This window comes from Pseudomonas sp. SDO524_S393, from assembly GCF_054071875.1.
Map to the genome: position 1 here is coordinate 74711 of NZ_JBSVVZ010000026.1, position 9940 is coordinate 84650.

Consider the following 9940-nt stretch of genomic DNA (forward strand, 5'->3'; position numbering starts at 1 on the left):
ACCGTAACATCAGGTTCATAAACTGGCCTCAGGATGACGGTTTTCTAGGACGCGTCGGCCGTGCAGCGATGCAGAGCAGGGGATAAGAAAGGCGCCTGGAGGCATGTCGCATGTGCCCTGGTCTTGCTGTTGCTGCTGGTCGGCGGTCGCGTCGCGCAGGCAGAGACTGACCTGATGCTGGACCTGCCCGCCCAGGACCTGGAGCACGCCCTGCAAGCCTACAGCCGTGCCACCGGCATGGCGGTGCTGGTGGACCGCGAGCTCACACGCGGACGGCGATCCATCGGGGTGCACGGGCGCTTCACGGCGCAAGAGGCCTTGGCGATGTTGCTGACAGGGAGTGGCCTGATGGCCCGTTATGCGCGCAGCGATGCGTTCACCTTGCAAGTGCCTGACGTCAGCCGGTCGGCGCCGACACGAGGGGCGACGGCACGGATCAACAACAGCTACGCCACGGCCTTGCAGCACGCCGTCGAGACCAGCCTGTGCGGTTCGCCACTGACCCGCCCCGGCAGTTTTCGCGCGCTGGTGCAGGTGTGGGTCAACCGTGATGGCGTGATCGAACACAGCCGGCTGGTCAGTTCCACCGGTGACGAACAACGCGATGAAGCATTGGTCCGCAGGCTGAGGGCTGCACGGGTCGAACGCCCGGCTCCCAGTTCGCTGCGCCAGCCGGTGACTTTACTTTTGATGCCTGACACAACAGGAATGCGCATGGAATGCACAGCAGGGAACGGAGGCTCGGACGGATGAAAGAGACCGGGCACAGTACGATGGTCAGTCTGTTCCTGGCGTCGTACCAGGACTTCAAGGTGCGGCTGCGCAAGCGCCTGGGCTCGGAGGACCTGGCCAACGATGTCCTGCATGAAACCTACCTGCGGGTCGACCGCATGGAAATGCCGCCGAACCTGGCACAACCCAATGCCTACCTGTATCGCATGGCCTTGAACATTGCCGCCGACCGCCGCCAGGCCGATGCGCGCTTGCTCACCGGCAGCGAAGTCGAAGAGCTGCTGCAAAGCGCCGACGAAGCCCAGGACCCGTCGCGGGTGGTGAGCGGCCAGAAAGAAATCCAGTCCCTGGTCAAGGCCCTCTACGAGCTGCCGGCGCGTCGGCGCAAGATCCTGATCGCCGCGCGCCTGGAAGAAGCGCCACACCTGGAAATTTCCCAGCGTTTCGGCATCTCCACGCGCATGGTCGAGAAGGAAATCAAGGCCGCCCTGGGGCACTGTGCCAAGCGTCTGGAAAGAAAAGTGATTCAGCGGTTCGGTCCCGGGGCCGGAAAACCGTCTTAGTGTCGAGTCCCTGATAAATCCGTGAGTATGTGCGCGCTTGAATATCTTTAGCTTCCCCTCCACCCGGGACACCACCAACGGCCCCCTGCACGACGAAGCCCGCGACTGGCTGCTGTTGCTGACTTCGGGCCGTGCCACCGTGGCCGACGCCAACGCCCTGCGTGCCTGGTGTGCCCAGAGCCCGGCGCATGCCCAGGCGTTCGAGCAGGCCAAGGTGTTGTGGCAGCAACTGGGGCCGGCGGTCGAGCAACTGTCGGCGCCGCGCCGGTTTGGCCGGCGCGCCTTCCTGGGCGCGGCTATTGCTGCCTCGGCGGCGGTGGTCATGGTGCGCGTCGGCGTGCCTGGCGGCTTCGCCGGGTTGACGGCGGACTACCGCACCGAGGTCGGCGAGCAGCGCCAAGTGCTGCTGGCGGACGGCGTGAGCCTGGAACTCAATACCCAGACCCGGATCAGCCGGGTCGGCGAAGGGATCACGTTGCTCGAAGGCGAAGTGGAAGTCGTCACCCGCACGGCGCAAGCGCTGAAAGTCCAGGCCGGCGCGGGCTGGGTCAGCGCAGCGCACGCCCGCTTCAATGTGCGCAACACGGACCACCAGGTGTGCGTGACCTGTATCGAAGGTTCATTGTCGGTCGAGGTGGCCGGGCGCGCCGTGCGCCTCGATAGCGGACGGCAACTCACCTATGGCGCTGCCGGTGTGGGTGAGCCGGTGGGCGTGGATACCCAGGCCGTGGTGGCCTGGCGCGAGCAGGTGCTGGTGTTCGACAACGCCACGTTGGCGACGGTGGTCGATGAGATCAACCGCTACCGGCCAGGCATGCTGGTGTTGCTGAACAAAGCGTTGGGGCAGCGACGGGTGCAGGCGCGGTTCAACCTGCAACAGTTGGCGGGCGTCGCGTTGTTGATTCGCGATGCCTACGGTGCCAAGTGCACCGAGTTGCCGGGCGGCGTGGTGCTGCTGAGCTAGCCATGCCCGCCTAGCGTAACGGCCCGAGCACCTGGCGATAGCGTTCAATTCCCTGCGGCGTCTGCCGCACCAGGCTGACCTCCAACCCTTCGGGGTCTTCCCGTCGGTTGCCGCTCAACTGTCGCCAGCCTTTGCCCGCTTCCCACACCCGCACCTGAAGATCGCTGACCCCCGTCAGTACCTCCACGCCGTCTTTGGCTGCCGGCAACGGAAACCGGTCCCGTGCAGGGGCGACGGCGCGGTAAAGACTGTCGCCCTTGAGCCACCAGCGCACCCGTTGCAGCCCGTCGCCGGCCAGTGGCGCGCTGCGAATCACATCGAGCCGAAAGCCTTTGGTGTCGGAACTGCGCACGGTCACGGCGGCCAGCCCATCGGTCTTGGCCACTTCATCCGGGGCCGGTGGCGGGGCCATCAGTTCGACGCTGGCCCGCAGGCTGACATCGCGCTGCAACTGGTTCAGCGCGCGCAGCAATACTTCGGTCTGCTCGGCGCTGGCCTGCAAGTGCTGGTCGGCGCGGGTCACGCTGTCGAGGCCGCGCCAGGCGATCAGGCTGACCACCGCCATCAACAGGATCGCGATCATCACTTCGATCAGGGTGAAGCCTTTCTGGGACCTGCTCATGGCTGGCTCACCACGCGCATCAGGCCGGCGTTGTCCCGTTGCAGACTGAGGCGGTGCTGCCCATCCGACAGCTCCACCCGCAGTGGCGGGCTGATCCATTCGGCATTGAGCACCAGGGTTTGCCGAGGCTCGATCCGCACCTGCACCGCCGGGCTTTCCCAGCGGCGCGGGCGCAATTGGGCATCGTCCTGGAAGGCTTCCATACCCTGGCCACCGTCGCGCGGGCGGTTGAAGCGAAACCCCTTGGCATCGGCGTGCCAAGTGATCGGGCGGCCGTCCGCACGCGCTTCGGCCTGGGCCACTTGCAGCAGTTGGCCGAGGCGTTCGGCGTCCTTGCGCAACAGGTGCAGCGGGTCGGGCTTGATGGTCAGGCTGATGGCTGCACTGGCAATGCCGATGATCACCAGCACCACCATCAACTCGATCAGGGTGAAGCCTTGCTGTTTCATCGCGGGCTACCTGGAGAACTGGGGAGTGTGTGAAATAAAAGCGTGCGAATTGACCTGTAGGCTGGTGCGACGGACAAACAGGAGGTCCCGACCATGGCATTCGCCCCTCGTTTTACCCTGGCCCACGGCGTGCAGGCGCTGGGGCTGCTGGCGGCAGTGGCCGGCGTGGCGGTGTGGACGCCGCTGCTGCTGACGTCCGCCGAATCCCATACGCCCCAGGCCACCCCGCAGGCACTGGCAGCGCGCAGTGACAACCCGGCGTTGCAGTGGTTTTCCACGGTGCCCACCGCGTTGCAGGTCAAGGTCACGGGGGTGCTGGCGGGCGCGCGGGGCGCGGTGGCCATCCTCAGCCTCAATGACGGTGCGCCACGCAGCTTCCAGGTGGGCGAGCGCTTGAGCCCGGGCGTGCGTTTGACCGCCATCGAAGGCGATGGGGTGCAGATCGAGCGTGGCGGCGAAACGCTGCGCGTCAACCTCGACAAATTGCCGGACGGGCCTGCCTTGCCGCGACTCACTCGGCCATGACCTGGGTGTCCAGGCGGGCCAGGGGCGGCGCCTCGCGGCTGGCGTCCAGCACCTGCACCGTGACCTGAAACAGGTGCCCCTCGGCGCTGATGGTTTGCTCGCAACGCAGTTTCAGGCGGCCCTGGTCGCAGTCGAACATCTTTCTGCCGCTGCGCAGGTGGCCTTCCAGACGCAGCTCCGCCAGGCGGCTGTGTGCCGCCAGCAACGCGATGGATTTGTCGCGCAACAACCCATTGCTCTGGGTCATCAACCCGGCCACGCGCACGGCGGCGGCCATGGCCACGGCGATGATCGCCAGCGCCACCAGCACTTCAATCAGGGTGAAACCTTGCGCGTTGCGACGGCCGGCCATGGCGCTCTCGAAGCTCGGAAACAGGCCCGCAGACTAGCGCCCGCAGTTGACTGATTGGCGACCGAAACACCCGAGGATTTTCAATACGACTGACATATGTTCTTGCAACACTGCGCCACGAAATGCACTCAAGCCAAGGAATGTCGAGATGGATATCGCGCCCCTAACGTCCCGGTTGCCAGGCCCTCGCGGCCAGCGCGGTTTCACCCTGATCGAGATCATGGTAGTGGTGGTGATCCTCGGGATCCTGGCCGCGATGGTGGTGCCCAAGGTGCTCGATCGTCCGGACCAGGCGCGGGCCACGGCGGCGAAGCAGGACATCGGCGGCTTGATGCAAGCCCTCAAGCTGTACCGCCTCGACCATGGCAGTTACCCGAGCATGAACCAGGGCCTCAAGGTGCTGGTCGAGCGCCCGGCGGACGCGAAGAACAGCAACTGGCGCGCCTACCTCGACCGTTTGCCCAACGACCCCTGGGGCCATCCCTATCACTACCTCAACCCGGGCGCGAACGGTGAGGTCGACGTGTTCTCCCTCGGGGCCGACGGCCAACCGGACGGTGATGGCGTCAATGCCGATATCGGCTCCTGGCAGTTGTAAGGCGCGCCATGAAACGGTATTCGCCCGGCGTGGCGAAGCAGCGCGGCATGGCGATCATCAGCGCGCTGTTGATCGCCGCCGTGGTGGCGGTGATGGCGGGCGCCATGCTCACCCGCCAGAGCCTCTTCACCCGGGGCCTTGAGGCCGAGCTGTCGCGGGTGCAGGGCCAATGGGTGTTGCAGGGCGGCCTCGAGCGCAGCCGGCAGATCCTCTGGGAGGCGCGTCAACATGAGGTACTCACGCGCCTCGACCAGCCCTGGGCCCGTGCCCAGTCCGGCGCGTTCGATGCGCGGATCGTCGACGAGCAAGGCAAGTTCAACCTGCGCAACCTGGTCAACCGTCAGCAACTGGACAACGAGCAATTGCAACGTTTCGAGCGGCTGTGCCGGCTGATCGGCGTCGCTCCGGCGCTGAGCCGACGCATCAGCCAACGGGTGATTGCCTCTTACGACCGGCTCGACGCGCCTGCGCGCTACCCGGTGCTGCGCAGCGTGGAGGATCTGAGCGGCCTCGAGGGGCTCGATCCGCAGTTGCTGCATCGCTTGCAGGGTTACTTCAGCGTCCTGCCCGGCATGACCTGGGTCAACGGCAACACCGCCAGCGCTGAAGTGCTCAGCGCCGTGGTGCCGCAGCTCAGCCTGTCCCAGGCCCAAGGGTTGGTGGCCGAGCGTGACAGCGGACACTGGTTCATCAACCGGGGGGATTTCGTCAACCGTCTGCACTTGCCCCAGGTAGCGGTGGACTCGGTACACGTGGGCATTACCAGCGAGTGGTTTCGCGTGCAGGGCCAGGCCCGACGCGAACAGCGGCGCGTGACCCTCGACGCGTTGCTGCATCGCCCTGAAGACCGCCAGCCCCGCGTGATCTGGTCGCGGGTGGGCGTATGAAACGCTTGCGCATCGGCTTGCCGCCGCTCGAACAACTGACCGCCGACAGCCACGTCAGCTACGCCTGGCTGGAGCGCGGCGCGGTGGTCGAAGAGGGGCGCGCGAGCCTGTCGCAGGTGTGCAGGCCCTCGCTGGCTGTGGAGTGTTTTCTGCACCCGCGCGACAGCCTGCTCACGCGCCTGGAACTGCCGCCGCTGCCGGCCGCGAAAACCTCGGCGGCGGTGGCCTGCGCCGCCCAGGCATTGATCCTCGGCCCGCTGGAGCAGATGCACGTGGCCCATGGCCCGCGCGAAAGCGATGGCGGGGTGGCGGTCGCCTGGGTGCCCAGGGCCGGGCTGGAGCGGCTGGCGCAATTGCCAATCAAACTGCGCGGCCTGTATCCCGCGCCGTATGCCTTGCCGGTGGGCGCGAGCACTCTGGAAGACGGGTTCTGGCTGACGCGCGACAGCCTGCAACAAGGCACTGTGCACCCATTGGGCGTGCCAGCTCTGGACACCCCGCAGGTCGAAGCCGCGCAGCGCTGGAGTGGCGTGGTGCCCGCCTGGAGCTTGCACGGGCGTCTGCCTCAACCAGCCAGAGCCGGTTGGGGGCGTGCGCTGGCCTGTGTGGCGCTGGCGGTAGCGGTCTGGTCCCTGGGACTGAACCTTTACGCCGCCCGGCAAGTGGACGAGGGACAGCGGCTCAAGGCGCTGATGAGCCAGCAAGTACGGCAGGCCTTCCCGGAACTGCCGGTGGTCCTCAATCCGTTGCAGCAGGCCCGTCAGCAACTGGCGGCGCGGCAGAGCGGGGTGGCGGGAGATCCCGGCCAGCGCTTCATCAGCCTGTTGCAACTGGCGGGCAGCAACCTGCCGTTCATGGTCGGCAGTGTCGACCACCTGACCTTCGAACAGGGTCGTCTGCATCTGGCGTTGCTGGCCGACAGCCGCAACCCTGCCGTCGAAGGTGAATGGCAGGCTGCTCTGGCCCAGGCCGGGTTTATCGCCACGCGCGAAGACCACGGCTGGTCCATCGGCCCGGCGCAGGCCACGGATACCCCGGAGGCCGTCGATGAATAAGTGGCAACGGGCACGCAGCCAGGCCCGGCTGCTCTGGGCTGGCCTGGCCCTGCGTGAACAACGCATGGTGATGGGGGCGGGTCTGGTGCTGGCGGGCCTGTTGACCTGGCTGGTGCTGGTCCAGCCCGCCTTGAAAAAGATCGATTACTGGCAAGCCGAGACGCCCCGGTTGCGCTCCCAGGCCGAAGCTTTGCTGGTGTTATTGCAGGACGTGGCCGCGCCGCGCCAGGCGGATGAACGCGCGCTGCGCCAGGCCCTCGACGGTGCCGGTCTGCAAGGGCATTACCAGTTGCAGGCGCAGGCCTCCGGCGGCTGGCGACTGACGTTCGACAAGGCCCCCGCCGATGCGGTGGTGGGCTGGCTGTTGGGAACCCCCCGTTCGTTTTCCCTGGAGGTGTCCGAAGCACGTTTGCAGCGTGCCGTGGATGCCGTTGATAACTCGGCCGGCACCGTGTCCGGGACCGTTCGCATGGATCAGGCGCCTGGCGCTAAGGAAGCTTCATGAAGTGGTCAGTTCCCCCTTTTCGCAAGGTCGCGCCGCTGCTGATGCTGGCCCTGAGTGCGTGCAGCACCCAGGAGGCCCACAAGCCGCTGCTGGTGGACAGCGAGCTCGGCCAGCCATTGGCCGACACCCGCCGCGGCGGCGACACGCTGCTTGACCGTCAACGCGCGCCCGCGCCTGCGCCGCCCGTACAACACCGGGTCACCAGCAGCGCCCGCAGCCAGGCCCCGGCGCCGGTCAAGGCGCGCAACCCGCTGGGCGACCAGCCGGTGCAACTCAATTTCGTCGATGCGGACATCCAGGCGGTGGTGCGCGCATTGTCCCGCGCCACCGGCCAACAGTTCCTGGTGGACCCGCGGGTGAAGGGCAACCTGACCCTGGTCAGCGAAGGCCAGGTGCCGGCGCACCAGGCCTACGACATGCTGCTGGCGGCGCTGCGCATGCAAGGCTTCAGCGTGGTGGACGTGGGCGGCGTGGCCCAGGTGGTGCCCGAGGCCGATGCCAAGTTGCTCGGTGGCCCGATCAACAGCCCCGGCAGCAGTGGCATGCAGACCCGCACCTTTCGCCTGCAATATGAAAACGCGGTGAACCTGATCCCGGTGCTGCGCCCCATCGTCTCACCGAACAACCCGATCAATGCCTACCCGGGCAACAACAGCATCGTCATAACCGACTACGCGGAAAACCTCGCGCGGGTCGCGCAGATCATCGGCGGCATCGACACCCCCAGCGCCATCGACACCGATGTGGTGAAGGTGCAGAACGGCATCGCCGTGGACATCGCCGCAATGGTTGCCGAGCTGCTGGAAACCCAGGGCGCCGACCAGACCCAGAAGATCAACGTGGTCGGCGACCCGCGTTCCAACTCGATCATCATTCGCTCCGGCAGTCCCGAACGCACGGAACTGGCGCGCAACCTGATCTACAAACTCGACAACGCCCAGAGCAACCCCAGCAACATGCACGTGGTGTACCTGCGCAACGCCCAGGCGGGCAAGCTGGCCCAGTCGCTGCGCGGCTTGCTCACCGGCGAAAGCGAGTCCGGCACCAGCGACGATGCGCGGGGCAAGCTCAGCAGCATGGGCGGCAACGGCCAGAATCTCCAGGGCAGCAGCACACCCCAAAACAGCAGCGGCACACCCACCGGCGGCGGCGTGCAGCCGGGGTATTCAGGGTATGGCCAGTCGGGCAGCCCGGCGACCGGCAACGCCAGCACCACCAGCGACCAGAACACCGCGTTCAGCGCCGGCGGGGTCACTATCCAGGCCGACGCCACCACCAACACCTTGCTGATCTCCGCACCGGACCCGCTGTACCGCAACCTGCGGGAAGTGATCGACCTGCTTGACCAGCGCCGTGCCCAGGTGGTGATCGAAAGCCTGATCGTGGAAGTGGGCGAAGACGACGCCAGCGAGTTCGGTGTGCAATGGCAGACCGGCAACCTGGCAGGCAAGGGCGTCTTCGGTGGCGCCAACCTGGGCGGCAGCGGTGTGAATGCCACGCCCACCAGCAAGACCAGCATCGATGTATTGCCGGCCGGGCTGAACGTCGGCGTGGTCAAGGGCACGGTGGATATCCCGGGCATCGGCAAGGTCCTCGACCTCAAGGTGCTGGCCCGCGCATTGAAGAGCAAGGGCGGCACCAACGTGCTGTCCACGCCCAACCTGCTGACGCTGGACAACGAAGCGGCGAGTATTTTCGTGGGCCAGACCATTCCGTTCGTCACCGGCAGTTATGTGACCGGTGGCGGCGGCAACAGCAACAACCCGTTCCAGACGGTGCAGCGTGAAGAAGTGGGGCTCAAGCTGAACGTCCGCCCGCAGATTTCCGAAGGCGGCACGGTGAAGCTGGATATCTACCAGGAAGTCAGCAGCGTGGACGCACGGGCGTCGGTGGAGGCGGGGACGGTCACCAACAAACGGGCGATCGACACCAGCATCCTGCTCGATGACGGGCAGATCATGGTGCTGGGCGGGTTGCTGCAGGACGGCTACAGCCAGAGCAATGACGCGGTGCCATGGCTGTCGGAGATCCCGGGCTTGGGGGCGTTGTTTCGCAATGAACGGCGCAGCGTGAACAAGACCAACCTGATGGTGTTTTTGCGGCCTTACATCATTCGGGACAGTGGGGCGGGGCGCAGTATTACGTTGAACCGGTATGAATTCATGCGGCGCTCGCAGGCGGGGTTGCAGCCGGAACACAGCTGGGCGTTGCCGGATGTGCAGGCGCCGCAGTTGCCTTCGGTGGAGAAGGCGATTCCGGGGAGTGGGCCGAGGGCGGTGATTCGGGCGGTGCCGGTTCGTGATTGATTTTGATCGAGTACATATCCGTTGCTGCGGTAACGGCCACTTAGGGTTCCGCTCTTACAGCGGCTCACTTTTGAAAAGCCGGAAGCCGGCCCAGTCAAAAGTAACCAAAACGCTCTTGCCCCACCACTCGGCACCTCGCCGTGGCTCGGTGTGCCCGAACGCAGGCTTGAATCCGTGGGCCGCCGCCACGCGCCATCCCTGGCGCGGGGCGGCTAACCCGGCGTCCTGCCGGGTTACCCACGGATTCAAACCTGCGTTCGGCCAGCGTGGTTTGACGGGGCGCTCAAGATCAAAATCAAAAGCGCGGCGGCCTGGAAGCCGGTCTCCGTCCAAATGTGGGAGCGGGCTTGCTCGCGAAGGCGGCGTGTCAGCTATTACATCT

General features: G+C 66.1%; 12 protein-coding genes. 9 read left to right on the top strand and 3 right to left on the bottom strand.

Annotated elements, in window-relative coordinates:
• The first annotated feature begins 123 nt into the window (after positions 1-123).
• The 3 genes from ACW9IB_RS13990 to ACW9IB_RS14000 are packed head-to-tail and all read left to right on the top strand — an operon-like array spanning position 124 to position 2259.
• Positions 124-753 carry a TonB family protein gene (locus ACW9IB_RS13990; protein WP_457414102.1) on the top strand — a complete coding sequence of 210 codons (630 nt, stop codon included), beginning with the start codon at positions 124-126 and terminating at the stop codon, positions 751-753.
• Positions 750-1295: an RNA polymerase sigma factor gene (locus tag ACW9IB_RS13995; protein WP_457368128.1), complete on the top strand. Its 546-nt coding sequence runs from the start codon at positions 750-752 to the stop codon at positions 1293-1295. The genes ACW9IB_RS13990 and ACW9IB_RS13995 overlap by 4 nt, the downstream gene beginning before the upstream one ends.
• A gap of 37 nt (positions 1296-1332) precedes the next feature.
• Complete coding sequence (locus tag ACW9IB_RS14000) at positions 1333-2259, top strand: FecR family protein (RefSeq protein ID WP_457414103.1); 927 nt, start codon at positions 1333-1335, stop codon at positions 2257-2259.
• A 10-nt stretch (positions 2260-2269) separates the two neighbouring features.
• On the opposite strand, the gene ACW9IB_RS14005 is transcribed toward ACW9IB_RS14000, so the two are convergent.
• Positions 2270-2881 carry a type II secretion system protein GspJ gene (locus ACW9IB_RS14005; RefSeq protein WP_457414104.1) on the bottom strand — a complete coding sequence of 204 codons (612 nt, stop codon included), beginning with the start codon at positions 2879-2881 and terminating at the stop codon, positions 2270-2272.
• The gene (gene gspH, locus ACW9IB_RS14010; protein WP_457414105.1) at positions 2878-3330 is read right to left on the bottom strand and encodes a type II secretion system minor pseudopilin GspH; all 453 of its coding nucleotides are present in this window, start codon (positions 3328-3330) and stop codon (positions 2878-2880) included. The genes ACW9IB_RS14005 and gspH overlap by 4 nt, the downstream gene beginning before the upstream one ends.
• Positions 3331-3423: 93 nt before the next feature.
• Here gspH and ACW9IB_RS14015 point away from each other — a divergent pair, with 93 nt between their 5' ends.
• On the top strand, positions 3424-3855 hold the full coding sequence (locus tag ACW9IB_RS14015) for a type II secretion system protein N (protein WP_457368124.1): 432 nt from the start codon (positions 3424-3426) through the stop codon (positions 3853-3855).
• On the opposite strand, the gene gspI is transcribed toward ACW9IB_RS14015, so the two are convergent.
• Positions 3842-4207, bottom strand: a complete 366-nt coding sequence (gspI, locus tag ACW9IB_RS14020; RefSeq protein WP_457414106.1) for a type II secretion system minor pseudopilin GspI — start codon at positions 4205-4207, stop codon at positions 3842-3844. The genes ACW9IB_RS14015 and gspI overlap by 14 nt on opposite strands.
• Positions 4208-4355: 148 nt before the next feature.
• On the opposite strand from gspI, the gene gspG reads away from it, so the two are divergent.
• The 5 genes from gspG to gspD are packed head-to-tail and all read left to right on the top strand — an operon-like array spanning position 4356 to position 9558.
• The gene (gspG, locus tag ACW9IB_RS14025) at positions 4356-4805 is read left to right on the top strand and encodes a type II secretion system major pseudopilin GspG (protein ID WP_457368122.1); all 450 of its coding nucleotides are present in this window, start codon (positions 4356-4358) and stop codon (positions 4803-4805) included.
• An 8-nt stretch (positions 4806-4813) separates the two neighbouring features.
• Positions 4814-5692, top strand: a complete 879-nt coding sequence (gspK, locus tag ACW9IB_RS14030) for a type II secretion system minor pseudopilin GspK (RefSeq protein WP_457414108.1) — start codon at positions 4814-4816, stop codon at positions 5690-5692.
• Positions 5689-6747 carry a type II secretion system protein GspL gene (gene gspL / locus ACW9IB_RS14035; protein WP_457414109.1) on the top strand — a complete coding sequence of 353 codons (1059 nt, stop codon included), beginning with the start codon at positions 5689-5691 and terminating at the stop codon, positions 6745-6747. The genes gspK and gspL overlap by 4 nt, the downstream gene beginning before the upstream one ends.
• A complete protein-coding gene (gspM, locus tag ACW9IB_RS14040) occupies positions 6740-7252 on the top strand; it encodes a type II secretion system protein GspM (protein WP_457414110.1) in 513 nt (170 codons plus the stop codon). Before gspL ends, gspM begins: the two co-directional genes overlap by 8 nt.
• On the top strand, positions 7249-9558 hold the full coding sequence (gene gspD / locus ACW9IB_RS14045; RefSeq protein ID WP_457414111.1) for a type II secretion system secretin GspD: 2310 nt from the start codon (positions 7249-7251) through the stop codon (positions 9556-9558). The genes gspM and gspD overlap by 4 nt, the downstream gene beginning before the upstream one ends.
• Positions 9559-9940: the final 382 nt, after the last annotated feature.

Bases quoted from the DNA above. Each gene is read 5' to 3' on its own strand.
- gspI (WP_457414106.1), bottom strand. From the start codon at position 4,207: ATGGCCGGCCGTCGCAACGCGCAAGGTTTCACCCTGATTGAAGTGCTG.
- ACW9IB_RS14005 (WP_457414104.1), bottom strand. From the start codon at position 2,881: ATGAGCAGGTCCCAGAAAGGCTTCACCCTGATCGAAGTGATGATCGCG.
- gspM (WP_457414110.1), top strand. From the start codon at position 6,740: ATGAATAAGTGGCAACGGGCACGCAGCCAGGCCCGGCTGCTCTGGGCT.
- gspH (WP_457414105.1), bottom strand. From the start codon at position 3,330: ATGAAACAGCAAGGCTTCACCCTGATCGAGTTGATGGTGGTGCTGGTG.
- ACW9IB_RS13995 (WP_457368128.1), top strand. From the start codon at position 750: ATGAAAGAGACCGGGCACAGTACGATGGTCAGTCTGTTCCTGGCGTCG.
- gspK (WP_457414108.1), top strand. From the start codon at position 4,814: ATGAAACGGTATTCGCCCGGCGTGGCGAAGCAGCGCGGCATGGCGATC.
- ACW9IB_RS14015 (WP_457368124.1), top strand. From the start codon at position 3,424: ATGGCATTCGCCCCTCGTTTTACCCTGGCCCACGGCGTGCAGGCGCTG.
- gspL (WP_457414109.1), top strand. From the start codon at position 5,689: ATGAAACGCTTGCGCATCGGCTTGCCGCCGCTCGAACAACTGACCGCC.
- gspG (WP_457368122.1), top strand. From the start codon at position 4,356: ATGGATATCGCGCCCCTAACGTCCCGGTTGCCAGGCCCTCGCGGCCAG.
- gspD (WP_457414111.1), top strand. From the start codon at position 7,249: ATGAAGTGGTCAGTTCCCCCTTTTCGCAAGGTCGCGCCGCTGCTGATG.